This is a genomic window from Pedobacter sp. GQ55 (assembly GCF_059758925.1).
The window spans coordinates 948,886-972,803 of the sequence record NZ_JCAXEI010000001.1 but is presented as its reverse complement, the minus strand read 5'-3'; the positions used below and the strand labels follow the sequence as shown (position 1 = coordinate 972,803).

General features: G+C 41.0%; 22 protein-coding genes. 4 read left to right on the top strand and 18 right to left on the bottom strand.

Annotated elements, in window-relative coordinates:
- Positions 1–148: 148 nt before the first annotated feature.
- The 7 genes from AC6CH7_RS04035 to AC6CH7_RS04005 all read right to left on the bottom strand — a co-directional run bounded on the left by AC6CH7_RS04035 (position 149) and on the right by AC6CH7_RS04005 (position 9,143).
- Positions 149–1,468, bottom strand: a complete 1,320-nt coding sequence (locus AC6CH7_RS04035) for a sensor histidine kinase (protein ID WP_498261457.1) — start codon at positions 1,466–1,468, stop codon at positions 149–151.
- Positions 1,452–2,828, bottom strand: coding sequence for a sigma-54-dependent transcriptional regulator (locus AC6CH7_RS04030; protein WP_498261456.1), 1,377 nt, complete (start codon positions 2,826–2,828; stop codon positions 1,452–1,454). The genes AC6CH7_RS04035 and AC6CH7_RS04030 overlap by 17 nt, the downstream gene beginning before the upstream one ends.
- Positions 2,829–2,846: 18 nt before the next feature.
- Positions 2,847–3,974, bottom strand: coding sequence for an ABC transporter permease (locus AC6CH7_RS04025; protein WP_498261455.1), 1,128 nt, complete (start codon positions 3,972–3,974; stop codon positions 2,847–2,849).
- Positions 3,975–3,997: 23 nt separating this feature from the next.
- Positions 3,998–5,248 (bottom strand): ABC transporter permease, encoded by a 1,251-nt coding sequence (locus tag AC6CH7_RS04020; protein ID WP_498261454.1) that lies wholly within the window; start codon positions 5,246–5,248, stop codon positions 3,998–4,000.
- A gap of 19 nt (positions 5,249–5,267) precedes the next feature.
- Positions 5,268–5,936, bottom strand: coding sequence for an ABC transporter ATP-binding protein (locus AC6CH7_RS04015; RefSeq protein WP_498261453.1), 669 nt, complete (start codon positions 5,934–5,936; stop codon positions 5,268–5,270).
- 485 nt (positions 5,937–6,421) lie between these two features.
- On the bottom strand, positions 6,422–7,873 hold the full coding sequence (locus AC6CH7_RS04010) for a TolC family protein (RefSeq protein ID WP_498261452.1): 1,452 nt from the start codon (positions 7,871–7,873) through the stop codon (positions 6,422–6,424).
- Between the two features lie 25 nt (positions 7,874–7,898).
- The gene (locus AC6CH7_RS04005) at positions 7,899–9,143 is read right to left on the bottom strand and encodes an efflux RND transporter periplasmic adaptor subunit (protein WP_498261451.1); all 1,245 of its coding nucleotides are present in this window, start codon (positions 9,141–9,143) and stop codon (positions 7,899–7,901) included.
- Positions 9,144–9,613: 470 nt separating this feature from the next.
- Here AC6CH7_RS04005 and AC6CH7_RS04000 point away from each other — a divergent pair, with 470 nt between their 5' ends.
- Positions 9,614–9,910 (top strand): hypothetical protein, encoded by a 297-nt coding sequence (locus AC6CH7_RS04000; protein ID WP_498261450.1) that lies wholly within the window; start codon positions 9,614–9,616, stop codon positions 9,908–9,910.
- Positions 9,911–10,477: 567 nt separating this feature from the next.
- Here AC6CH7_RS04000 and AC6CH7_RS03995 read toward each other — a convergent pair.
- Together AC6CH7_RS03995 and AC6CH7_RS03990 are read right to left on the bottom strand one after the other, a co-directional pair.
- Positions 10,478–10,873, bottom strand: a complete 396-nt coding sequence (locus AC6CH7_RS03995; RefSeq protein WP_498261449.1) for a hypothetical protein — start codon at positions 10,871–10,873, stop codon at positions 10,478–10,480.
- A gap of 87 nt (positions 10,874–10,960) precedes the next feature.
- Complete coding sequence (locus AC6CH7_RS03990) at positions 10,961–11,125, bottom strand: hypothetical protein (RefSeq protein ID WP_498261448.1); 165 nt, start codon at positions 11,123–11,125, stop codon at positions 10,961–10,963.
- A gap of 602 nt (positions 11,126–11,727) precedes the next feature.
- On the opposite strand from AC6CH7_RS03990, the gene AC6CH7_RS03985 reads away from it, so the two are divergent.
- From AC6CH7_RS03985 to AC6CH7_RS03975, 3 genes are all read left to right on the top strand, one after another.
- The gene (locus AC6CH7_RS03985; protein WP_498261447.1) at positions 11,728–12,549 is read left to right on the top strand and encodes a helix-turn-helix domain-containing protein; all 822 of its coding nucleotides are present in this window, start codon (positions 11,728–11,730) and stop codon (positions 12,547–12,549) included.
- An 80-nt stretch (positions 12,550–12,629) separates the two neighbouring features.
- A complete protein-coding gene (locus tag AC6CH7_RS03980; RefSeq protein ID WP_498261446.1) occupies positions 12,630–14,186 on the top strand; it encodes a serine hydrolase in 1,557 nt (518 codons plus the stop codon).
- Between the two features lie 239 nt (positions 14,187–14,425).
- On the top strand, positions 14,426–16,798 hold the full coding sequence (locus tag AC6CH7_RS03975; protein WP_498261445.1) for an ABC transporter permease: 2,373 nt from the start codon (positions 14,426–14,428) through the stop codon (positions 16,796–16,798).
- A gap of 392 nt (positions 16,799–17,190) precedes the next feature.
- Here the strand turns inward: AC6CH7_RS03975 and AC6CH7_RS03970 are convergent, their stop codons facing one another.
- The 9 genes from AC6CH7_RS03970 to AC6CH7_RS03930 form a co-directional block, all read right to left on the bottom strand.
- Positions 17,191–18,360, bottom strand: coding sequence for an ATP-binding protein (locus AC6CH7_RS03970; protein ID WP_498261444.1), 1,170 nt, complete (start codon positions 18,358–18,360; stop codon positions 17,191–17,193).
- A 140-nt stretch (positions 18,361–18,500) separates the two neighbouring features.
- Positions 18,501–18,629 (bottom strand): AlbA family DNA-binding domain-containing protein, encoded by a 129-nt coding sequence (locus AC6CH7_RS03965; protein ID WP_498261443.1) that lies wholly within the window; start codon positions 18,627–18,629, stop codon positions 18,501–18,503.
- 730 nt (positions 18,630–19,359) lie between these two features.
- Complete coding sequence (locus AC6CH7_RS03960) at positions 19,360–19,680, bottom strand: MazG-like protein (protein ID WP_498261442.1); 321 nt, start codon at positions 19,678–19,680, stop codon at positions 19,360–19,362.
- Between the two features lie 16 nt (positions 19,681–19,696).
- Entirely contained in the window at positions 19,697–20,035 is a 339-nt protein-coding gene (locus AC6CH7_RS03955) for a nuclear transport factor 2 family protein (protein ID WP_498261441.1), read from the bottom strand.
- A 7-nt stretch (positions 20,036–20,042) separates the two neighbouring features.
- Positions 20,043–20,591: a DNA-3-methyladenine glycosylase I gene (locus AC6CH7_RS03950; protein ID WP_498261440.1), complete on the bottom strand. Its 549-nt coding sequence runs from the start codon at positions 20,589–20,591 to the stop codon at positions 20,043–20,045.
- A gap of 113 nt (positions 20,592–20,704) precedes the next feature.
- Positions 20,705–21,175, bottom strand: coding sequence for a nuclear transport factor 2 family protein (locus AC6CH7_RS03945; RefSeq protein WP_498261439.1), 471 nt, complete (start codon positions 21,173–21,175; stop codon positions 20,705–20,707).
- A 20-nt stretch (positions 21,176–21,195) separates the two neighbouring features.
- On the bottom strand, positions 21,196–22,200 hold the full coding sequence (locus tag AC6CH7_RS03940; protein WP_498261438.1) for a saccharopine dehydrogenase family protein: 1,005 nt from the start codon (positions 22,198–22,200) through the stop codon (positions 21,196–21,198).
- 27 nt (positions 22,201–22,227) lie between these two features.
- Positions 22,228–23,004 (bottom strand): SDR family oxidoreductase, encoded by a 777-nt coding sequence (locus AC6CH7_RS03935; RefSeq protein ID WP_498261437.1) that lies wholly within the window; start codon positions 23,002–23,004, stop codon positions 22,228–22,230.
- A gap of 83 nt (positions 23,005–23,087) precedes the next feature.
- Entirely contained in the window at positions 23,088–23,870 is a 783-nt protein-coding gene (locus AC6CH7_RS03930) for an SDR family oxidoreductase (RefSeq protein WP_498261436.1), read from the bottom strand.
- Positions 23,871–23,918: the final 48 nt, after the last annotated feature.

The window sequence follows — 23,918 nt, the reverse complement described above, 5'->3', positions numbered from 1 at the left end:
ATACAAATTTGTTATTTACAGATAGCTTGCATTCGGTATATATTTCAGTGAAATTCCGAAATATACAAGGCTTAGTACGAAACTTGATAAACCCTGATAGTATTAATTATTGTTTGCCGGAATTTAACCCTGATCGACTTCGGTTCGCTTAAGGTATGCTGTTCTCTCTGCTAGGCATAGCAATTTTAAATTCTGTCCATTCTCCAATAGTTTGCAAAGAAAATTTAAAATTATGATTATAAAGAATCTCTCTTGTTAACATCAGTCCAATACCCTGCCCGTTTTTTGTCGTACTAAAGAATGGGGAGAATAGCTGCCGGCTCACCTCATTTGAGATTCCGGGTCCGGTGTTGGAAATTGAAATCATCTGCTCTGCAAATAACGTTTTGATGCGTATCGTCCCCAACGGGTCTGCGGCCTCAATCGCATTTTTCAGTATATTGATGAAGACTTGTTCTAGTTGCTGGGCATCCGCAAAAGTTTCAAATACAAGTGCATCCAGATCCCATAACCAGTTCAGCTGTTTTTTCTTCGCGCCGGCTTCCATAAGCAAAACGACAGAACGAAGCAAGGAGACCAATTCAACAGTATGCTTAATGGGCTCAGGAACACGGACGACTCTGGCAAAATTCGACATCAGCTCGCTCAAACTGTGGTTGCGGTTAATGGAAGTGTTTAAGGCCGCATCATAATCTTCCTGATCTTCCTCGTTCAGCTGATGCTTGTAATTTAAGCAACTGTTGAGCATTGAATTGATGGCACCGATCGAATTGTTCACCTCATGAGACATCATTTTGATCACCTTCTCGTAAGCATTTTTTTCCTTTAGATAAATCTCACTGGTTAGCTCTTCAATTGTAATAAATGCCCGGGAATATCCCAGGTCAGTAAAGGTCGCGCTGTGGCATTTGTAAGATTTTATCCCATCCAGGTTAATTACTTTGGCTTCATTTGCTTCTAACATTAATAGTTCCTCAGCAAGTCTTCCGCCGATTTGGCCTAATGACTTTCTTAGAACCTCATCTTGCTGCAGGTCAAATATGCTGGCTGCAGCAGGATTTATAGAAGCGATAAGTCGATCAAAATCGAATATGATGATCCCGGAAGGAGATGCCTCAATCAGTTTTCCCAGAAAAGAACTTTTTTCCACCTGCAGTAAGCGCTCATGTCGCAACTGTTGGATCATCAGGTTGTAGACATGGATCAGTTCATCCGTTTCCGGGTGACCAATTTCGCTTAACCGGGCACTGAAATCCTTGTCTTTTAGGCTTTCAATTCCCGAGGAGATGATATCGAAGGTCCGGCTTATCGACTGATAGAGCCAATAAGAAAGCAGCAATGAAACAAAAAGCGCGATTTCCCCGATAAAAAATGCAGTGCGATCTGCCGTATAAAGTTTCGTGAGTAGATAGATAAATACCGCATGAACAGCAATTACTCCCAGTAAGACTTTAGCTTTGAGTTTCATAGGGTATATGGTATTTTTCCAGTTTGCGATACAACGTCCCTCTGCTTAAACCCAGTGCTTTAGCCACCCTGCTGATGTTGTTTTGATGAAAATCCATCGCATTCCTGATCATGGAAAGCTCCATTTCATCAATCGACAATGTCCCCACAGCTGGCAAGGTCATGGAGGTATTTGATAATCGTTGCACTTCCAGGTGCTGTTCAAAATCCTTGATATCGAGGTCATCCCCCTCACTGAGCAATACTGTACGTTCAATCAGGTTTTTAAGTTCGCGGATATTGCCAGGGAGTGAAAGTGATTTCAACCAGTTCGAGGCTTTGTTATCAATTTGCAACCTGGGCCGTTGATAAATTTCCTTAAGATTACGGAGAAAGTAATTGGCTAGAATCGGAATATCCTCTGCACGTTCCCGCAGGGGTGGTAAACGGATAATGATCAGGTTGATGCGGTAGTAAAGGTCTTCTCTAAAATTTCCCGCAACGATCATCTCCCGCAGATCACGGTTGGTCGCACAAACCACACGAAGATCCACCGCCCGGGTCCGGCTGTCCCCCAGCACCTCGTATTTACGATCTTGTAGTACCCGTAATAGCTTTACCTGGCTGTTTAAGTCCAAATCCCCTATTTCATCTAAAAAAATAGTGCCTTTGTCCGCCAGCTCAAAGCGGCCTACCCTATCATTGCGTGCATCGGTAAAAGCACCGCGTTTATGGCCGAACATCTCACTTTCAAACAAGCTGGAAGAAATGCCTCCAAGGTTCACCTTAACAAAGGCCTTATTCCTGCGGGAACTGTTCTGGTGAATGGCTTCAGCGATGAGTTCCTTCCCCGTGCCACTTTCTCCGATAATCAGTACTGATGCGTCAGTGTCGGCAACCCTCGCAATGGTCTGGAGGATCTCTAAAAGCTGCGGATCTTCTCCGACAATGTTTTCAAAACCATATTTATCATTCAGCTTCTTTCGGGTCATTGCACCAGGGCTATCCTGTTCGGTAGATAAATCCAGGGCCGTTCTTAAGGCGCGCATCAGGTGGTCATTGTCCCATGGTTTATTGATGAAATCTGCTGCCCCGAGTTTCATCCCCTCCACCGCCAGTTTGATCGAGCCCCAGCCAGTCATTAAAATGACTGGCAGCAGGGGCCTTGATTTTTTGATCTGCCGCAGCATCGCCAGTCCGTCTTCTCCCGAGGTTTCCATGGAAAAATTCATATCCAGCAAGACAGCAGCTATTGGTTTCTCTTTAAGATGTTCGAGTGCTTCTTCCTTGCCATTTGCCTTGATGGACTTGAATCCGTTCTGTTTCAACAACAGGTTCAATGAAGTACATACCGCAATATCATCATCAATAATCAAAATCATAGGAACAAATTAAAAAGTTTATTCTTCATGTAAAGCATCCGAAGGGTTAAGCCGCGCTGCTTTCAGACTCGGATAGAAAGCACAACTGAGCATCAGCAAATACAAAAATAACGCAGACCCTAAAATACTCAAAGTTCCATAATAGAGGTCTAAGTATTGCATAATTAATAGCTGACCCGCGATCAGTACACCAGGTAAAATACCTAAGGTCGTCAGTACCATGGCTTCCAGGAGAAATTGTTTCAATACATCCCCCGGACTTGCTCCCATGGTCACCCGCAGACCAACTTCGGCTTTACGCTTTGAAAGATTATAGCTAAATACCCCCGAGATTCCCAGAAAGACATTGATCAGCAAAAATGCAAACACCAGTAAAGTGATACTCAACTGAATGTAATCTGTTTTCTGTGCATACTTTTTGACCAGGGTCAAAGAAATGTTCTGCTTGATCAGGATTTGTGAAGCGTCAACCGAGTTGACAGTTTTCCTGATCTGTTCCTCCAGTGGCTGGAAGTTGTTCGTGTTTTTTGATTTCAGCAAATAAGTTGTCGCAGCGGTTTTCAATGGAAGAAAAAATCCTGGACTCAGATCAGCTCCTGTATTTTCTCTGAACGCCTCTGATACGCCGACGATCCTGGCGGATTTGGCACCGACCAAAATCGTCTTTCCAATAGGGCTTCCCTCCTTGAAATCACGTTCAGCGAGATCTTCAGTAATGACAATCGGAATCGCATTTAACACCTCATCTTTAGCTGTAAACCATCGTCCTTCGATTAACTTAATGCCCAGCAGCTTCGAATAATCCTCATCCACTCCAAATCCCAGGGCTTTGCTGGTTTGGCTGTTATAGGTGATCTTTTCTTCATCGCCCCATTGTAGAAAGGGAATTACCTGGGTACCACTTACCAGTTCGATCTCCTTAATGGCCTGTAGCTTTTGCTTAATCAGTGCACTATAGGTCAGTTTCTTTTCCTCCGGCATCTGTTGAAAATCAAGTGAGACTAGCCAGGCATCTTCATACTGATAACCCAGTGGCCTGAAATAGTTACCTAACTTCTTCAAATTCAATCCCAAACACAGAAATAAAGCGGTAAAGGTGACAAACAACTGCAGTAACAGGAAGAAATTCGCTTTTTTCCTGTGCATGATCATTTTAAACAAGTGCAAAATCATAAGCTATTCCCTCCTTTCAGTGCATAGGTGACATCCATTCGGGACATTTTCCAGGCTGGATAAATCCCGGAGACCAGTCCAAGTAACAGGCAACTAAAGAGACAGAAGCCAAATACCCGCCAACTGATGATAAAACTGTCGGTCGGCATTTTGAATAAAGGGTCGAAAGTATTGATAAACTGGACCAATAACTGCGAAGCGTAAATAGATAAACCAAGCCCGATCAATCCACCTATTAGGGTGATGATAATGTTTTCAGTCACCAGTTGACCTACCAGGGTACCGGAAGTCGCCCCAAACGATTTACGGATGCCAATTTCTTCTGCCCGTTCGCCGATTCGGGTAACATTGATGTTCACCAGACTAATTGCGGGGATCAGCAGAAAAAGGATCAGTACGATGCTGATGATGATTGCCGTCTTTCCATACTCGGGTTCATCATCATTAAAAGAGCTGCTTTTAGCAAATTGTTCCAATGCACTGAATGCATGTACCTTTACCGAATCTGCACCGGAAACCGGATTTGCCTTCCTCAGGAGCCCTCTTAACTCCGCACGTACCTTTTTCAGGTCATTCGTTTTTGCCAGCAACATGGCATTATAAGTACCTTCCAATGCTCTATCCGTCCGTTGGATATTGATGTCCGTAGTAAAAGGAACATACACATCCGCATAAATTCTACTGAAAGGCGTTGCAGGCTTCACCACACCGATCACTTGATAAGAAATTCCGTGTATCGGAAATATCTTACCAAGCGCAGTGCCATCCTTAAAGAAATAACTTCTGGTTTTTTCATTGATCACCGCAACCCGTGCACCTTTTTTGACTTCGCTGTTATGAAAAGGTTTTCCCTCCAAAAAATCAAAATCGGTGATCTTCCAGAAATTTGCATCGGAAAACTTGAGCACATGACCGGCAGTCTTTCCATTAAGAAAAGAAATAAACTGCCTGGTGGTAAAATAGGAAATGGCCTCGGTGCTTTCCAAATCGTGTATGTTTTTTTGAAGAAAGCCGATGCTGGGTACCGCATCTGTTTTTTTACCGCCCTTATATACCGATACCTTATCCAGTATCAGGGTCCTTTCCCGGCGGACTTCCGGTGCATTGGCACTGACGATCTGATCGAGAAAGGAGGCAAATACCGTGATTACCATAATGGTCAGGCTAATGCCAATCAGGGTGAGTGCTGTATAATACTTCTTGCGAAGCATCACTTTAAAAGTGAGTTTTATATAATTTTTTAACATGATTTCTAGGTTATACCGGTTAACTGACCTGCTGGCCATCAAAGAAATGAATGATCCGCTGCGTTTTTTTTGCCATGTGCTGATCATGGGTGACCATAACGATCGTTGTCCCATCGGTTTTATTCAGGTGCAGCATTAAATTCATCACCTCTTCTCCCATAGCGCTGTCCAGGTTCCCTGTGGGCTCATCTGCAAGCAGGATTTCCGGATTGCCAATAATGGCGCGAGCAATAGCAACACGCTGACGTTGTCCGCCCGAAAGCTGATTGGGGTAATGCTTGCTACGGGCGCTCAGGCCCACTTTCTCTAAAGCCGCCAGCGCCCTTTTGCGTCTTTCTGCACCGGAAATACCTCTACGGTACAGCAGCGGCAGTTCTACATTGTCAATGACCGAAAGGTCATTGATCAGGTGGTAGCTTTGAAAAACAAATCCCAGTTTAAGATTTCTGAATGCAGCCAGGCCTTTGCGGCTCAGCGAATTCACCGGTTTCTGATCGATCGCGATGGATCCCGCAGTTGGTGTATCCAATAGCCCCATGATATTCAGCAGGGTACTTTTACCACAGCCCGAAGGTCCCATGATGGCCACAAACTCACCTTTATTGATGTTAAGGTTGATCTGATTAAGGGCCGTTGTTTCAATGGTTTTGGTACGGTAAATTTTTTCTATGTTAGATAATTGTATCATTTCAATTTGAGTTAATAGTTGTTATTCTATGATTTTACATTCAGTAATGAGAAATTGAAGTTCCGCTCCTGGTGGTTTAAAAGTTACCATTAATTTTCCATTTTCACCCGTCAAAATGAGCATTGATTTGTCCCTGGGCTCGCCCGGAATTTTGCTACTCAACAGGCTGTAGCTGCTCATACCGTTTTGAATTTCCCTGTCCCATGCGCATGCGGAAATAGAATCAATCGTACTTCCAATCACCCTGTCCTCCCCGTTTACCTTAGAACTGATCAGGATGCTGTCCTGACTAAAGCGGATGATCCCCTCGGTTTTGACAAGAGTACGGCTTCATCCCTGATTTCCGTGACCTGGCTAAATTTCAAAAACAGGTTTTTAGGGCATTGTCCGGCACAAAGGCTACAAGTTAGCGTACTGAGCATTAAAATAATAAAGTGTTTCATATGATTCCGTTTTTTATGTTGTGAGCTGATAGAATGGTAGGTTTATATTTTTTTATTCGTGGCAAAATCATAAAGTGTCAGCAGCCGGAGGTTGAAATAAGCATTCCAGAAGCTTTTTAAGGAATAGATGTAATCACGGCGTGCCTGATCCTTTTCCTGCAGTGCAATATTCAGGTCGGTGATGCTCAGATCGTTCAGAAAGTACCTCTTTTTTGCGATTTCATAACGTTCATTTGCGGTGACATCTGCTTCCGCATTGGTTTGCATTTGTTCCTTGATCATGGAAAACTGTCTCAGGGTGGTAAAGATCTCCTGCTCAAAATTTATTTGTGCCTGCTTAATGGTAGCGGTTATCAGTTTGCGGTTGGACTGTGCTGTTTTGACCCTTGAGGCGGATCGGCCCCAGTCCAGAATGGGAATCTGAAAACCAAGCCGTATTTCCTGCTGGTCTTTGGCATTGCTATAAATTCCCGGAAGCTGATCTGCGACATTGGTCAATCCAAAAGTACCGAACAGGTTTACTTTTAAGCCATTTTCGCCCTTTGCCTTAGCCACCTCCCGATCTGCTTCTAGCAGGGCCCTTTTAAACTCTATCACTTTCTGGCGGTTCTCTTTTGCCTGCGCAATGGCAACTGCACCATCGACCTTGAAAGTCAATAAGTTTTCAGGAAGGAGGAGCTGGATCTGATTGGTAGCAGACAAGCCGATAAAAGATTTCAATTGCAGGTCAGCGGTTTCTGCATCTACATTTGCCTGTGCTACCGCTTTCCTGCCATTCAATACTCCCAGCTTCAAGCGAAGTAATTCATCTTTTGATAATTTTCCCAGGGCAGCCTTCCCCTCGCCAATTTTATAAATGGTCTCGTTGTTCGACAGGTTCTTAGCTGCAATATCCTTGTTAATCTGCGCGATCAGTAGACCGAAGAAGAGTTCTGAGGCGTCCCGGCCCACCACTTCCATATCTTCCCTGTACTTTTTCTGAGATTCTTCATACCGCAGCGGCTCAATCTTCTGATCCCAGGACAGCGAGTTGAATGCAAACAATGGCTGGTTCAGCCCTATGATCAGTGGATTCCCATTGTAACGGGTTTGCTTGCGGTCAAAATCTGAGAACCTCAATACATTGGAACCCAGGAATACCTGTCCGCCAGTCAGGCCGATATTTTGTGTCAGCCCCAGATTGAGTTGTGAATTATCGTTAATCACCGGTTTAAATTCTACCGTTCCATCCGGCTGGATCACCGGGATATTCGTTTTACTGAACTGAGGCAATGTTCCGTCGAGCGTTAACTGTGGATTATAATTTGATTTGAACGTTCGATATTGCCAGTATTGGTTCTCCCGAATGGTTACTGCCTGCACTGCCGCAGTGGAATGCACCTTTGCAATCCCGATCACTTCAGTCAGGTTTAGTTTTAGCGTATCACTGATGCCCTGGCTTTTTCCAGGTATAGTGATGAGGAATCCCGCAAGTAATAAGATGGGCTTGAACATAGACTTGTAGCTTATTTAAGTTTAATTACTTGATCTTTATTTTGTCAAGGTGGATAAAGTCCTGCATCTCTGAGATAATGACTTTTTCTCCTACTTTTATGCCCGAAAGGATCTCGATATAGTCGGTACTGCTTTCCCCCACTTTCACTTTACGGGACAGCGCATGATCACCTTCAACCACAAACACCTTTTGTTCTTCCGACCCGGTAAATGCAGCACCATTCGTTACCCTTAACGCATGTTCTTTATAGGAAGTGACCACGAAAACATCGGCTTTTAAATTGGCGCGGAGTAGCTTTGAGTTTTTGTCGCTTAAATTGATGGCAAATTTTACCGTTCCGTCCTCCACTGCCGGCTGTACATTGCTGATCGTACCACGCAGGTCACTTTTATCGATCCTAACCAAGGCGGTCCTGCCCGATTTGACCTGGTCTGCATACGTATCAGAAATGCTCGCTTCCACTTTAAAACTGGTTAAGTCGGCAATACGTACCAGTTCTTCCCCTTCATTGATTTCTGAACCGATCTTGCTGTTGACCCAGGTGATTACCCCATTTCGGGGCGAGGAGATGGAGGCATTTTTCAGTTTATCACTGATCCCTTTAATGTCCTTTTCACGGATGTTTATTTCATAGCCCAGGCTCCTCAGGTCTGCCTGCATCGTGGCCTTCTGGTTATCCATCTGTTTTTTGATTTGCTGTAGTTCCAGTTTCGCTACATTTAAAGTCAAACGAGCCTGTTTGACATTTTCATCTGTACTTCCACCAATCGCTAAAAGCGATTGTTCATGCTCCAATGCTGTTTCCAGGCTACTGATTTTCATCCGCTTAATGGCATACTGTGTCTTCAGTTCATCAAGACTCTTCTCCAGACCCAGGGACAATTGGTTTATTTTATTACGGTTGACATGCTGTTCCTCGTTCAGTTTTTCAAAGGCCAGCAAGGAAGCTTCCTTGTTCAGGCGCAGAATCGACTGCCCAGTTAAGACCTTTTCACCAGCGTTAAAAAGTACCTGTTCAATTCTCGCATTAACCGGAGAACTGATGGAGAATTCATATTCCGGTGTGATGACGCCCGATGCGGGCACCGTTGCTTCCATCCTACCTGTTTCCGCAATTGACGTAGTCAGGGAGCTGAGTTTCACCGCCGGTTCAAGTATATTTTTAAATTGAATAAATCCGAAAGCGATTGCCACAACGACAATGGTAACGACAACGTATATCCTGGTTCTTCTCCAGGCTTGTTCTTTGGATGAAATTTCACGGTCCATATTTACAATAATTTGAACCCAGTATTCCAATAGAAATGCCAGAGACAAACACATGTAAATGAAATAGTTACAGTAACTAAACAAAACTTAACTGTCTCATTGTGGACAGTGTGTCTTAAAGTGAACAGGAAACCTAAAGGATATTTTTTTCAGAAAGGAACCGTTAAGTATAACTTTAACTCACGATAGTTGGAAGAACAAGGGAAGCTGTTCCAATTGTTCTACTCTAAAATCCCGAATAGTAGTCCCAAATAATTGAGCGATCGCCTTAAATGCATTGTTTTTTAGTTCTCCAAGGTTCATTTGTTTTTTTTGCAAAAAATAGTTAAACATTTAGGCATAGCAAAAATAAAATATTAGCTATTTAAATCTACCAACCCCCATAGCAACATAATATATTATCTCCTCCTTATTGGCTCATTTAGCGTGTCCAGTTTTGGCGATACCGCTTGATTCCTTAACTTCAAGATATGAAAGTCAAGGAATCAAGCGCTTATGTAAAAGCTAGATGTAAGCTTTTATCTGTTTACTTTGCAAAACGCGGATGGGGCATGTCTGATGGAAAGAATAATAATATACTAATTTACGTTTCTTCAGAGCAACCTTTCTTGTACACCACTAACCAATTTGCAAATATTACTGCTAAAGCTGATTTGCATATTGAGCCGACTGGGCTTAAAATGAGCAGCGTCACCTATTTATTCTATCATCAAGGAGAGCTTGTCAATGAGGTTATGGTTTGGCCTTGTATTGAGTTTGACAATTAATCACCCAAAATAGAACTGTATATAATACTGTATTATTGAAAAAATAAAAGCCAATAAGTATTTAATTTATAAGCTTTTATAAAAATCGTACTCCTAAATTCTTATTTAACGAACAGTTTCATTGAAGACATGAAGAAAATCAGGGATATTCATAAGTTCCAGACCTACTGGTAAACTGGCAAGGATTCAAATATCGTATCGATCATTTTTAATTATTTTTTTGGTATATTTACTTAATGGAAAATAACGAACTCAACAATAAGCAATTCAATTTATCTAAACCACTTTCTCTTATTGGACTATTGGTATTTCATCTTTTACTTTATTACATGATTTTTAACTAACATGATTGAGATAAATAAATACTTTGACCGCAAAGCAAGAAGCAAGGTCTACAGGTTATTAAGCCTTATTACACTTCTCAATTTGGTAGGTGCAGTGGTATATGTAATTATCACGGGATAAGGTTTGGTTTGATTACACCGCTCCCTCCTCAAATAATGACAATCCTCTGTCTACAGGCTGAAAAAATTGTTGAAGCTAAAATCAAAAACAGATTGTATCGGACTAAAAATCATCTCGCAACTTTCGTATTTGTTCAAGTGCGGCTACGTCAATCTGATCTTTTGGGCGATTAACAATCTTCTTATTCTCAATTAGTTGATTAATGTGCGAAAAAGGAACATTTACGTTGTCAATATCCGCAATAGAGGCCATTTCCAAACATTCGTCAAAGGTATATCCCTCAAGCCCCTTCATTTCAATGAGTATATCCAAACGGAGACCATTGTTAAGGTGAAAATCGGTCCAGTCAAGTATAAATTGCATGGTTTCGATTAGTGGATAATCTCCCATATTACATTTTACAAATGCTTTTCTCAACTGCTTTCTATTTTCTAAGGTGTCTTTTAACCAGATAGCTAAGTCACCTGTAAAACGTTGGTAGCCGTGTAAATTGGTCACCTAACCACCGACCATAATATATTGCACATTATACTCTTGAAATGCTCTCCAAAAATTGAGTATCTCTTCATCAAAGATGTCCACAAATTATTTACTGATAAATGGTTTATGTGATATAGAGGCCTTACCCATGGTCTGTTGTATTTTATACAAACGCGTAGCCATTTCAAAACGGTCTTTATAGCTTCGTTTGAGGCCTTCTTTTAAAAGTTCCAATTCGGCCTGATCAAATGTTTGTTTCCTTGTGTCCATGAAATGTTGACCTTAAAATTATATCAAGTTTACATAAAATGCTTGTCATTAACAAGGGGGGCTGCAGATTATGTTTGCAGCCCCCCTTTAATAATTCTCAGAAGAAACTTTAACACCATGCTAACACAGTGTTAAAAATATGTACTCGTCGAAAACCTTCTGTCACATAGTTTCTTGAAGGATATGGAACGTTTAGCCAACATTGCAGGTGGCCATTTTGCAGAACCCCTTAGTAGTGATTTCAAGAAAAAACACCAATGTAGATTTACCCAAAAAGAAGGCCAGATCTTCCATTATCAAAGATTTATGAATTATATGGGTGTGGTTACCTGAACAAGAAGGGACCGAAAAAATAACCAAAAAGTCAACATGTGTGTATGTTTTGGTGTGTATATTTTCACCAAAACATACACACTAGTGATTTATTAAACAACTCACCTGACTACTAGACAAATGTGTGTTTCCTAGCGGTGATATCGATCAGTGGTCCAATAGAGAGCTGAAGTCCGATATCTTTTTTAAGCGTCTGTAATTGAAAATTGGATAAATCGTATGCAACAATAGCGTACAGCCCTTGTCTAATAAACAAAAAGAAGATGCACATGAAGAAAATGAACTTGAATTTGGAATTTTATATACCTCGTAATCCTATATTAAAGCGGTATATTGAAGGCTACTATTTTATGTACGAAAATAGTACAGAGGGGACCGAACGATATTGGACCTTTCCTAATAATTATTGCATCGTTACCGTAAATTTTCAATCCTCTGTAATGCTCAGCGAGCATAAAATTGCTATTGTGCCTTCAACAGAACAGAACATTCATGCCAGTACGGTACATCATTATAATCAACCAATTGAAGTATATTATGAAAAACCCATTCATGAGATAACCATTTATTTTAAGCCACTTGGCATAAGCCATTTCGTGAGTGATCCTGAAATTATATTTAAGCAAAACAAAATGACGGAATTCACTCCACCTCATCTGGATTTCGGGAGATGCTATGAAAAAATCTTTGCTATCAAGAACAGAGAACTACAGAGAGAAGCACTGGAAGCCTATTGGCTATCCAAGCTGATCGTTAAAGATCTAACATTCGTAGAAGAGATTTTAACAGAGATTGAATCTGGTAACAAAATAGAGCACATTGCGAAAAGACATCAGATCTCCAGAAAACACCTGAACAAAGTGATACTGAAGCATCTTGGCAAATCACCAAGCGAATACCGTAAAATATACCGGTTTAGAAGTGCAATCAACAACGGGGAGTTAAAAAAACTTACACAGTTAACCTACGAAAATCTATTCTATGACCAATCCCACTTCATTAAAGATTTTAAAACGCTAACGAACGTCAACCCCAAAACCTTTTTTAAAAAGGTAAATACGAATGATTCAACTGTCTGGCTTTTTATTTAACTGGTAACAATTTTACAATTTTTCTGGATTTCTTTGCCATTCCTTTGTCTCAGGTATTTACCTATTTAACAAAAGTCATTATGAAGAAAATAATAACCTCTTTATCGTTCAACATGCTGCTCGCGTGCATCGCCATAGCAAGTTCAGCTCAAATTTCTCCGCGTAAAATTGACTCACTAATGAAAGATGCACTGACAAAGTTCAACGTTGCCGGAGCCGCCATTGCTGTGGTTAAAGACGGAAAGGTAATTCACCAAAGTGGCTATGGATTAACTTCCATAGAAGAAAAAGTACCTGTTAATGAGCTAACCAACTTTCAAATCGCATCCAATACCAAGGCTTTCACAACGGCAGCGCTTTCTATTTTAGTAGATGAGGAAAAGTTAAAGTGGGAAGACAAGGTGAAGGAACATATTCCAGAATTCAAGATGTACAATGAATATGTAACCGACAACTTCAATATCATAGATCTTGTAACCCACAGAAGTGGGCTTAGCCTGGGAGCCGGAGATTTGATGTTTATCCCTGACAGTTCGGATTTTACGATTAAGGATGTATTAAATGCCTTCCAATATTTCAAGCCCGGCTCTGCCTTCCGGACAAAATACGATTATGATAATTTGCTTTACATTGTTGCGGGTGAAATCATCGCAAGAGTTAGTCACATGAGCTATGATTCATTCATTCAAAAACGCATCTTCGATCCGTTACAGATGAGCAATTCATCAGTTGGAAGCACAAAAGGTAAAAATAATTATGCGGTACCGCATTCCAATACCTCGGGTACGATAAAGAAAATCGACCTGTTCGATATCGGGATGATTAGTGCAGCAGGTGGAATTTATTCGAATGTATCGGATATGTCTAAATGGATGATGATGCAGCTCAATAGGGGCAAGTACGGTAGCGGATTGACATCCACATTGTTCTCTGCACGGAACAGTGGGGAGATGTGGAAGATACATACGGTTTTGCCCAATTACCTATCCGAGCGATACAATACGCATTTTAATGGCTATGGCCTGGGGTGGATTCTAAATGATATGAAGGGAAATTTAGTGGCGTCACATACGGGCGGCTTGCCCGGAATGCTCTCGCAAGTTACACTGGTGACTGATCTCAATTTGGGAATAGTTATTTTAACAAATACAGAAAGCGGTGGGGGTAATCTTACTTTTGCAGTTACCAGAGCAATTATGGACGCCTATCTAGGGCTGGATGATGCCGGATGGATAGATATTGCATTTGAGAGAACTAAAAAAAATGCAGGGTATGTAGATGAGATTACTAAAAAAGTCTGGGAAAAGGTTGATTCCGCTAAAAACGTTAAAATAGAAGCCAAGAATTTTACAGGCACCTATGAAGATAAATGGTTTGGAAAAATGGAAGTGTTTTTAAAAGATAAGCAGCTTTACATTAAAAGCTTACGATCTCCGAAATTGAATGGTCAAATGTATTTTTATAACGCAAATACATTTGCTGTAAAATGGAAATATCAGGATGTGAATTGTGATGCCTTTGCAATGTTTTCTTTGGGTGAATCCGGTAAAGCTATTTCCATAAAAATGAAAGGTATCTCCCCTAGTATTGATTTTAGTTTCGATTTTCATGACCTGGATCTTAAAAGGATAAAATGAAATAGCGACGGTCAACGGTTAACGCGGGATCTTTGAACTTCGGGATCATATAGGGGATAGCAAAAACAAAGGAAAAAATTCTTGGCAAACCATCTGCCCTGACCAGGCCCGGGCTGTACATTATTGAACAATGCGCTGTCCAATAACGAACATCAAAATCACGCAAACCGCATGGCCAAAGCAATTACAAGCACTTTTTTTCTGGCATATTGTTAGACATATATGGAAAAAAGAGCACTATGTATACGATTAGTTTAAAAATTGCTTTAAGGAATCTTTGGAGAAACAAGAGCTTTTCCTTGATCAACATTGGTGGGCTGGCTATTGGGCTAACCTGCTGTCTGCTCCTGCTCCTATATGTAAGCTATGAATGGAGTTATAATAAGCAGTTTAAAGACATTGATAAGATCTATTATACCAAGCTAAACATTAAGTTAAATAATGAGCTGGTTACGTTTGATGCTTCGCCAAATATACTGGCTCCGACAGCCTTGCGTACCTTACCGGGTATATCCCACGCGGCCAGGTTTACTACCGAGCAAATTAACCTGTTCAACTATCGTGAAAATGCGTCTAAGGAACGGGTGATTTATGCCGACCCTTCCTTTCTAAAAATATTCAATTATCAGTTCCTTAGAGGGAATGCTGCTACCGCACTGACTACTCCCCAGAGTGTGTTGATTACGGCAAGTACCGCCAAAAGATTTTTCGGAGACAGTGATCCGATTGGTAAGAGTATCAAATGGGATAACCGAAAATGGTTAAAAGTCTCGGCCGTCATTGAAGATATCCCCCAAAATCAAAGCAATAAATTTGACGTATTAATGCCCTGGGCATTTTTCGAACAAGAAAATCCTGACGTAAAAAATAGCAGCTGGGGCAGTGTAAATACCCTTACTGTAATTAGTTTAGTGAGCAAGGAAAGCTTTGCAGCGGCTGATGCCGGCTTAAGAAAGCTGATTGCTGCAAATGCTCCGGGCAGTATCATGGAAGCCTTCCTGTTTCCTTACAGCAAGGTTTACTTATACGACGATTTCAAAAACGGGGGCTCCGTGGGCGGAAAAATTGATCAGGTAAGGCTGTTCCTTTTTATGGCTTTTTGCGTCTTACTTATCGCATGTATCAACTACATGAACCTTTCTACGGCAAGATCAGAGAAACGGGCAAGAGAGGTTGGAATAAGAAAGACCTTGGGATCTTCCAGAACATCAATAGCGAGACAATTTCTTTTTGAGTCGTTTTTAATCTCTCTTTTCGCGATCATTATTGCATTTGTACTCACCGAGCTATGCTTAGCCAAACTAAACCAACTGCTGCAAATCCAGATGGTAATGGATTATAACTCTTATACCTTCTGGACTGCTTTGATTTCGCTGGTAGTGATCACCGGATTAATGGCAGGAAGCTATCCGGCTTTCTATCTTTCCTCTTTTATTCCGATCAAGATTTTGAAAGGTTTCAAAGGTTCCGGACATAGCTCACTATCGGTTCGCAAGATTTTGGTTGTGATGCAATTCAGCCTTTCTATTTGTATGATCATTTGCGCTATTGTCATTTACAATCAGATCAGATTTATCCAAAACAAACCCCTGGGCTTTCAAAAAGACAACCTGGCACAGCTAGCAATTGAAGGAGAACTGGTGAAACCTGGAAAATTAGCATTGCTTAAAAAGGAATTACACGCTGCAGGTGCAATCACTTACGCGACTGAGTATGCCAACTCTTTTGCAGCAAATGGGGGATCGGTCACCGGTGAGGTTTATTGGCCTGGCAAGCCCGCAAACACCAGCATTTCATTCAATCACCGGAGCATAGGATATGATTTCACCAAAACAGTAGGCGCAAAACTGCTTGAAGGGAGGGATTTTTCGTCAAAATTCGCCGCAGACAGCTCAAGCTCAGTGATCCTAAACGAATCTGCGGTAAAGACCATGCAGCTTAAAAATCCAGTAGGTACCGTGATCAAATGGGAAGGCAGGGTGCTTACTGTAATTGGTGTGCTTAAAAATTACAGCAATTCTTCCATGATATCAGCGCCCCAGCCAACCCTCTTTTACTACGGGATTAAGCCAAGTACCATGCTGTTGTTACGTTTAAACCCCTCGCAAAATTTAAGCAGATCCACACAGATCATTAAAGACCTGACCATGCGCCTTAATCCCTCCTATCCGATCAATTTGCAATTTATCGATCAGGAAATGGTTGATAAACTTAAAAATGAAAAGCTGTTAAGTACCCTTTCGAGCTTATTTGGCTGCTTTGCCATCTTTATTTCCTGCCTTGGCCTTCTGGGATTGGCTTTTTACATGGCAGAACAACGTAACAAAGAAATTAGCATTCGTAAGGTATTGGGTGCTAATTTAAGGAGCATACTTATTTTATTGAATAAAGATTTTATAAAATTAGTGGTGCTGTCAAATATAATTGCCATTCCGATAGCCTATATCCTAATTAACAGGTGGCTGCAGAAATACGATTATAAAGTCGATATTGATGCCTGGCCCTTTTTAATCGCTATGCTGCTATCCATATTCATAGCGGTGCTAACTGTAAGTTTTCAAACGTTTAAAGTAGCCCGTGCGAATGCAGTTGATGCTTTGAAGTATGAGTAGGGTACATCGATCCATATAGTCTATGGACTGGCAGGCTTCATTGTCCTTGTATCGATCAGTTCCGGTACAATATATCTGAACCTGATACCCCAGTTAGTTATACTGTCTTGGGATCTGCCCATACAGCGCACGGCGATGATTAGAATAAACGTATTCATGTTTAGATTGAACTATGCAAAAGTGAACATTCCATAAAGCCAGAAATTCGTCAAAAAAGAAACATTGTAAGCCAAAATGACGTTTGGGGTTTAAAGTAGCAACAAGTGTTCTAAACTAATCTGCTCTTCCCCCTATACCAGATTGAACCATTAGCAGGAGTACTTAGAACAACGCTGAAGTAGCTAAAAGCAAACTATTTACAATACGAAAGCGTGCTTATATGAACTATAAAGTCACAGTTCATTTAAAATATTTTTTAAGAAAAATTGCAGACCACTAACTATCGTTTTTTCATCCAAAGCATACTGCTTTTCGCCAGGTGTGATTACAAATGCCTTCCCGATCTGCAAATCATCCAATACATTATAGAAGCCTTTAGAAAGAGTCGGAACTGTGGCGTATTTAATTTCAATAGCAACAACAGGTTTAAGCCCATCTACCAATATAACATCACATTCGGCTCCATGTTGCGTGCGGTAATAATACATCTCCAGATGCCTCGGTTTCAGCTGATAAATCTGCTCAATGACATAACCTTCCCAGGAAGCGCCGACAATCAGGTTTAAGGGAAGTTCAGCACTGCTTTTGATTCGGTTTAACTGATGTAGTAAGCCACTATCCCGAATATAAACTTTGGGTGCTTTTACTACTCGTTTTCCCACGTTGATATACCATGCGGGTAATTGCCTAACCATGAAAGCCCCCTCCATAAAATCCAGATATCTCTTAATTGTTGTGCTACTCACACCCAATGCCCTGGCATAATTTTCTGCGGTCCAAATGCTTCCGGTATTTGCAGCCAACATATACCAAAAATTACGGATAAGTACCTCGGAAAGGTTGACTCCAAAAAGCAGGCTAAGATCACGCTCTATATATGCCCTGATAAAGTTTTCTGCCCATAAAGAAAATTGCTGATCGGTAGTACTTGTTAGTGCAGTAGGAAAGCCTCCCCTAAACCAATGCTGCTCTTGCGAAATGCCACTACCAATCGCTTCCAATAGATTCACCGGTGACATTTCAGCAAAAGCAATACGACCAGCCAAAGATTCAGAAACCCCTTTAACCAATGCTGGTGATGCTGAACCAGTAAGTATAAACCTTCCGGCCATTCTATTCTGATCAATAATAGGCCTTAATTGTCGGAATAGATCTGGTACACGTTGAATTTCATCAAGAACTATACAAGCATCTTTATATTGTTCAAATAAGAATGCAGGATTCTCCATACGCGCAATGTCATCATCATTTTCAAGATCAAAATATATCACTTCCTGCAGACTGTTTTTTAACAATTCACGGGTGAGCGTAGTTTTCCCTACTTGTCTTGGACCTAGCAAAGCGACAGCTGGAAATGTCTTAAGCAACATATCCAGTTCTTGTTGTATTCTACGTTCGATCATAAATCAAAGATAAGCAATATACCGAGTAATATTCAAATTTAATTTGAATATTACTCGGTATATTGCTTATGTATTGCTTCTATAAATATTAGCAGTAGATTTTCACATTCAATACTGTTTAGAAACAATATGGTCCCAAGTCAATTCGCTACACACTGTGGAGCAAATCTTATCATCACGCCTCCTTGCGCATTGGCAAAACCACGTATCCATTTCAGGTATTCATCCCTCCAGGATTGCTTATATTCTATATTCTGCTTTTCTGACATGCTGTTATTATTGACACAAAGTTAGGCAATGTTATGGTCATAAAAAATGTAGAAAGCCAGATTCAACCAATGTGCCTCCTTCCTTCATCAAAGTTCAAACATTCAGTTCTTTTCAGCCACTTCGCTTAAATAAAACCCTTTTCGACCTCATTTTCAACCCTCATAATTAACCTGTTATGGCTCCATTTCAATTTTCTACACAGTGTGTAGAATTTGTGTTGCTCAGGGTAGGTAAGGTAAGAGTGCTTGAGTATGAAATGTATGGGTGATAAGAAATGTAATATACGTCGCGGAAGGTATGCTATGAAGTAATATGTTCGAAAAAAAAGATTAGATGCCTACCAGATTAAAATAGTTCTAAGCTAATCTCCTCTTACCCCATTACCAGACTGGACCGTTAGCAGGAATACTTTGAACAATGCTGAGGTAGTTGAAAACAATGATTTTGAACTAAAAAACCGGACTTTGAAGAGCTCAAAGTCCGGCTGTACCGATCAGCAGGAATACTTTGAACATTTAAATCGCTTTTTATTGCTTATTGAACCTATAATCGAGGATTTGGAAAGAAAAAAATTCATTTAATCTGGTGTCAAAAATCAAGGTGATTTTCGACTAGATCACCTTGACCAGATTATAATAGAACAAAAAAGTTGGCAAATGCCGTTAATGGTATTTCGTACTCCTTCAGTTGCCCTAAATGCTAAATCACTTTATTTATTCTCTCTCGGTTCTACTTCAATGCAACATCCCTCTTGTCTAAAAATTCACCAATAGCCTCCCTAATGTCAATCCCAGAACGCTCTGCCAGCACAATCAGCCACCAAATGCTTTCGCCAAGTTTATGTTCCAATTCTGCTTCAGAACCAGCTTTGGGCCAACGTTTTTGTTGCGACATAATGTTACGTCCGACCAATCCCGCATCGGTTAAATAAGCTAGAGCATCTTCTTCTACAGTCCATTCACTCCCATGGTGTAACAGCTCCAGTTCATGGTATTTTTTTCTAATTTCCACAGAGCGACGAATGATTTGGTCAAAATTATCTATATCCATATTCTTATTGTTTTCATTATTGAATTAAATCTGCTCTTACAAAAGCTATCTTGCCTTCCTTGAATTTAAAATCAAACGTACCTCCAATTTTACCTTCAGGAAAATTTCCTGTAAACTGAACTTCAAGATGCGTATTTTCTTCATCAATTACCTTAAGCTTTACCTGCTTGGTAAGTGTATTGTATCCGATAAAGTAGCTATCAAAATATTGTTTAATTCCCTTATGCCCTTCAAATTTCCGGCCTACCGATGGATCATCTAAAACAGCTTCGCGCTGATAAAAGCTAAGATATTTTTCAATATCGAATGCATTGCTGGCAGCAATCCAATTTTCGATAAATGTTTCAATATTCATATTATTACTATTGTTTTGCCCACATTGGATTTGTTTTTAATATAGCCATATGTACTGGGCAGGATGGAGAATGAGCTCCGGGAAAATAGCCAATGCTCATTAGGAATTCATTTACGATTTCACCACCCGTAAAACGGAATGTTTTTTTGAACAGTTTTACCCATTCTTCTTTGGTTTTTGGGTGATGGTGCTCCAGCCATTTTTCAAAACTGCCATATTCATTTTGCAATAGTAAAATGGTTTTTGCGTTTTCAATCGCTGCATTAACCTTAAGCTTGTTACGGATAATTCCAGGGTCGTTCAGTAATCGTTCACGGTCTTTCTCGATATAGGCTGCCACTTTCTTGATGTCAAAACTATCATAGGCTTTACGTAAGTTTTCCTCTTTTTTAAGGATAGTTTCCCAGCTCAGCCCCGCTTGATTTATTTCCATAATCAAGCGACCGAAAAGCTCATTGTCATCATGAATAGGAAATCCGTAATGATTGTCATGATAATTCTGGTGAAGGCTTCGGCCTGGTTCCTTCATCATAGGTATATAGTCGCAGTAACTCATTGTTATTAATTTATGTTAATACAAGGATGAACTAAACTGTGAGGTTTAAGTTCGTTAAAACGGAAGGTTTCGTTGCCATTTTGACGAACATTTTATCTATGCTTTCAAACAGTTTACTTCCCTCTGTTTTCGATTGTCTGAGGGTCGATGGTATTTGGTGCTGCGTGGTGTGAAAGATCTCCTGCCAACGTGATGATGAGTTCCCTGACCGAAAATTCCCATCGTCCATCCACACGCTTAAAGGTATCATGGTAACGCCCCACGGCAATTGGTTGTAAAGAAAGTCCTCTTTCGGCATCAGCTTGTAAAATGGAAAGATAGGATACCGCCGTAGCCTCATTTGCATCTTCCTGAATATCCAAAACCGTGTTGGTAGTCAGGTGCGCCGTTCGAAGAGTCCCGTCAGCATAGACCTGCAAATTTTTGCTCAATTGGCTAACCACCTCATCTTTACCTTCCATCATATTACCTGGGGATATGATTTTCCCGTTGGCAAATAAGTCTCCAACCTTATCGAATTTGGCTTGATCTACATAATGCGTGTACCGGGCAATTAAGTTTTGGATCTGTTGTTCGCTGCTCATCTTTAAATTTGATTTTTTTGTTAGACATTATTCTCGATTAAATAAGTATCAGGAATATCTTTAATGATATCCTCACCATATGCCGAGCCAGGTGATTGATAGCCTACTTTAAAGTCGCCATTTAAGATACGATGCACTACAGCTACTACCGAAAGCGGTGTAAGGTCATATCCCGAAGGGGCATCTACATAAGCTTTTACTACTTCCCCGTCTTTGCCTGTAAGCTCAGCTGAAATTCCATTTCTCCCTGCTGCACGTTCTTCCTTGGTCGGTCCATCGGGCAGGTTTTCGGAAGTTAAATCCTGAAGTTCTGTGGCGGGCAGTTTCAAGGAAAAAAACTCTTCGATATTTGGAATTCCCGTGGATTTATAACTCAGGATAATTCCTCCCAGGGGCGTTGGCATACATTCAACGTCCTCTTGACCAAATGAAAATATTTTCGACTGTGGGTCAGGATTATCAATAATTTCACCATTTCTACGAATCAATATGCCCAGGTCAGCGATGTTCTTACTGCTTAAAACTGACCCTCTGGAAAAACCGCCGTAATGTCGGAAACCCACTTTCAGATATTGAGGTTCTGCCACTAATTTTGAAAGATGCACCACCAAGGCGTCATAGCTTACAAAAAGTCCCGCACCTGATATCAACTGTACTCCAGCTTCCCGAGCTTCTCCGTCCAGCGATTGCGCCAATCGGTAGGTCTCCAACTCCGCACTGATATCCAGATAGTGAACGCCAGCTTTCAGGCAGGCTTTCATCGCCTGTTCGGCAGTAAATTTAAATGGGCCAGCTGCATTGATTAAAGCCTGTTTACCTTCTAATGCTTTTTTCCAAGCGTACTGGGTATCTACATCAAAAATGTGATAGCCAACCGCTAATTCTTCTGCCAATTTTCGGGTTTTATCGGGTTCCCGCCCTGCAATCTCAAAATCAATATTTAACTCCTTTGCTCTCGCTGCAATGATTTTTCCAGTATATCCGGTTGCACCATAAATCAGAAGCTTATTTTTCTTTTTGTCCATATTCTTATATTATTTAGGGTTTAAGCATTATAATGATGGATTTGATCCTCCGTCAATAATGTAATTTACCCCTGTGATATAGGATGCTTTTGGAGAGACCAAAAAGCCAACCAGTTCTGCTATTTCCTCCGGCAGAGCCATCCTTCCCAAAGGAATACCGCCGAGGCTATCCATCAAATTTTGTGTTACCTGTGCTACGTTCAAACCTGATGTTTCGGCCAGTGATTGAAGGTAGCCATCCATGGTATCTGTCTTTACCATTCCCGGAGAGACCGTGGCGACCCTTATCCCTTTTGAGCTAAACTCTTTCGACAAACTTTTGCTGTAATTGTTCAGGGCAGCTTTGGCTACGGCATAACCGCCCAATGATTGATATACCGGAAGGGTGCCTGTGACTGAAGAAATATGGACGATGACACCGCTTTTCTTTTCCACCATCTGCGGCAATATTGCCCTGTCTATGCGTACGGCAGATTGAAGGTTTAATTGCAGGTCACTCTCCCAATGTTCATCGGTAAGGGCTCCAAACCCACCCGAAGGACTGGTAGAACCACCCATATTATTGACAAGAATATCGATTGATCCAAATTTTTCATTGACCTCATTAACAACCTTGTCGGTTTCACCAGCAATAGTCAGATCTGCGGCGATGAAATGATGTTTTGTTTGCGTTTCTATAGGGCGGGTTCTTGCCGTTACAATTACGATTGCACCAGCATTCGACAACCTTTCGGCGATTGCCCTGCCTATGCCCTTTGTTCCGCCAGTTACCAGGGCCACTTTGCCTATAAGTTCTTTTTCCATTTTATCTTTTTTAAATTGAATGACCTGTCGAAACCAATGTTCCCGATCTTATTATTTTTTTCTATTGTTAAACTACCCGGTAATTAAACAGCTGGAAATGTCCCGCCATCAACAAGCATATTGGCTCCCGTGATATAACTGGCGCCATCGGATACCAAAAAAGCAACCATATTCGCAATTTCTTCTGGTTCGGCCAAACGGTTCATCGGCACCCCGCCCAGGCTATCCATAAGCTGTTGTGAAGCTTCTGCTACGGTTTTGTTAATGGTCTTTGCATAGCTTTCCAAAAAAGTTTCCATAGCTGTTGTTTTGACCATGCCCGGGGAAACTGTATTTACCCGAACACCGTGTTTGGCAACTTCATTGGCAAGGGTTTTACTGTAAGCATTTAAAGCCGATTTCATTATACCATAAGAGAAATTGGACTGGTACAAGGGTATCTTGCCATTCAGTGAGGAAATATGGATTACTACTCCCGAGTTCTTTTCGATCATCTTTGGAACCATAGCTTTATCAAGCCGTATAGAAGCTAAAAGATTGAGTTCGATATCACTGTTCCAGTCGTCGTCGCTGAGCATCTGGAAACCTCCTGCCGGAGAGGAAGTACCGCCCACATTGTTGATCAGGATATCCACCGTTCCGTATTTTTCGATGATTTTACCTGTCAGTTCCGCTATATTGCTACTGTGGGTCAGATCGGCCGCTATAAAATGATGTCCGCTTTCTTCTTCGGATGGTTTTCGTGCCGTTACCACAACTGTTGCCCCATTGGCTGCCAGCTTATCTGCTATGGCTTTTCCAATTCCTTTTGTTCCACCTGTAACCAGGGCTATCTTGCCCGATAACTCATTATTTGATTTTCCCATTATTGATTGTAATTATTGAAACATTTGTTTCAGATTTATTTAAAAAAT

Coding starts and splice junctions, on each gene's coding strand:
- AC6CH7_RS03950 (WP_498261440.1), bottom strand. CDS start 20,591: ATGAGTTACTGCGACTATATACCTATGATGAAGGAACCAGGCCGAAGC.
- AC6CH7_RS04030 (WP_498261456.1), bottom strand. CDS start 2,828: ATGATTTTGATTATTGATGATGATATTGCGGTATGTACTTCATTGAAC.
- AC6CH7_RS03935 (WP_498261437.1), bottom strand. CDS start 23,004: ATGGAAAAAGAACTTATAGGCAAAGTGGCCCTGGTAACTGGCGGAACA.
- AC6CH7_RS04025 (WP_498261455.1), bottom strand. CDS start 3,974: ATGCACAGGAAAAAAGCGAATTTCTTCCTGTTACTGCAGTTGTTTGTC.
- AC6CH7_RS04005 (WP_498261451.1), bottom strand. CDS start 9,143: ATGGACCGTGAAATTTCATCCAAAGAACAAGCCTGGAGAAGAACCAGG.
- AC6CH7_RS04010 (WP_498261452.1), bottom strand. CDS start 7,873: ATGTTCAAGCCCATCTTATTACTTGCGGGATTCCTCATCACTATACCT.
- AC6CH7_RS03955 (WP_498261441.1), bottom strand. CDS start 20,035: ATGAATATTGAAACATTTATCGAAAATTGGATTGCTGCCAGCAATGCA.
- AC6CH7_RS03980 (WP_498261446.1), top strand. CDS start 12,630: ATGAAGAAAATAATAACCTCTTTATCGTTCAACATGCTGCTCGCGTGC.
- AC6CH7_RS03960 (WP_498261442.1), bottom strand. CDS start 19,680: ATGGATATAGATAATTTTGACCAAATCATTCGTCGCTCTGTGGAAATT.
- AC6CH7_RS03940 (WP_498261438.1), bottom strand. CDS start 22,200: ATGGACAAAAAGAAAAATAAGCTTCTGATTTATGGTGCAACCGGATAT.
- AC6CH7_RS04000 (WP_498261450.1), top strand. CDS start 9,614: ATGAAAGTCAAGGAATCAAGCGCTTATGTAAAAGCTAGATGTAAGCTT.
- AC6CH7_RS03975 (WP_498261445.1), top strand. CDS start 14,426: ATGTATACGATTAGTTTAAAAATTGCTTTAAGGAATCTTTGGAGAAAC.
- AC6CH7_RS04035 (WP_498261457.1), bottom strand. CDS start 1,468: ATGAAACTCAAAGCTAAAGTCTTACTGGGAGTAATTGCTGTTCATGCG.
- AC6CH7_RS03990 (WP_498261448.1), bottom strand. CDS start 11,125: ATGGACACAAGGAAACAAACATTTGATCAGGCCGAATTGGAACTTTTA.
- AC6CH7_RS03970 (WP_498261444.1), bottom strand. CDS start 18,360: ATGATCGAACGTAGAATACAACAAGAACTGGATATGTTGCTTAAGACA.
- AC6CH7_RS04020 (WP_498261454.1), bottom strand. CDS start 5,248: ATGTTAAAAAATTATATAAAACTCACTTTTAAAGTGATGCTTCGCAAG.
- AC6CH7_RS04015 (WP_498261453.1), bottom strand. CDS start 5,936: ATGATACAATTATCTAACATAGAAAAAATTTACCGTACCAAAACCATT.
- AC6CH7_RS03930 (WP_498261436.1), bottom strand. CDS start 23,870: ATGGGAAAATCAAATAATGAGTTATCGGGCAAGATAGCCCTGGTTACA.
- AC6CH7_RS03965 (WP_498261443.1), bottom strand. CDS start 18,629: ATGTCAGAAAAGCAGAATATAGAATATAAGCAATCCTGGAGGGATGAA.
- AC6CH7_RS03945 (WP_498261439.1), bottom strand. CDS start 21,175: ATGAGCAGCGAACAACAGATCCAAAACTTAATTGCCCGGTACACGCAT.
- AC6CH7_RS03985 (WP_498261447.1), top strand. CDS start 11,728: ATGAAGAAAATGAACTTGAATTTGGAATTTTATATACCTCGTAATCCT.